The following is a 208-nucleotide window of genomic DNA, read 5'->3' as shown; positions in this document are numbered from 1 at the left end:
GAAGACAATACGATTGCTCTGACGCCTCTTGCCAACGATACGGATGCGGACGGAGATGCGCTTTCTATTGCTTCAATCAATGGAACGGCGCTTACAGGCGGAGTTCAAACCATAGCGGTTCCAAACGGAACGGTAAATATTACAGCTTCGGGAGCGATCACTTTTACGCCTGCAGCCAACTATAACTCAACTGCGCCAATCAGCTTCC

At 50.0% G+C, this 208-nt stretch carries 1 protein-coding gene; it reads left to right on the top strand.

The features are described 5' to 3' along the window. Window positions 1–208, top strand: a 208-nt coding sequence (locus DMB71_RS00005; RefSeq protein ID WP_162614712.1) for an Ig-like domain-containing protein, incomplete at both ends; no start/stop codon positions are given.

This window comes from Flavobacterium tistrianum, assembly GCF_003254545.1.
Lineage (GTDB): Bacteria > Bacteroidota > Bacteroidia > Flavobacteriales > Flavobacteriaceae > Flavobacterium > Flavobacterium tistrianum.
This window is presented reverse-complemented; position numbering and strand designations above follow the sequence as displayed.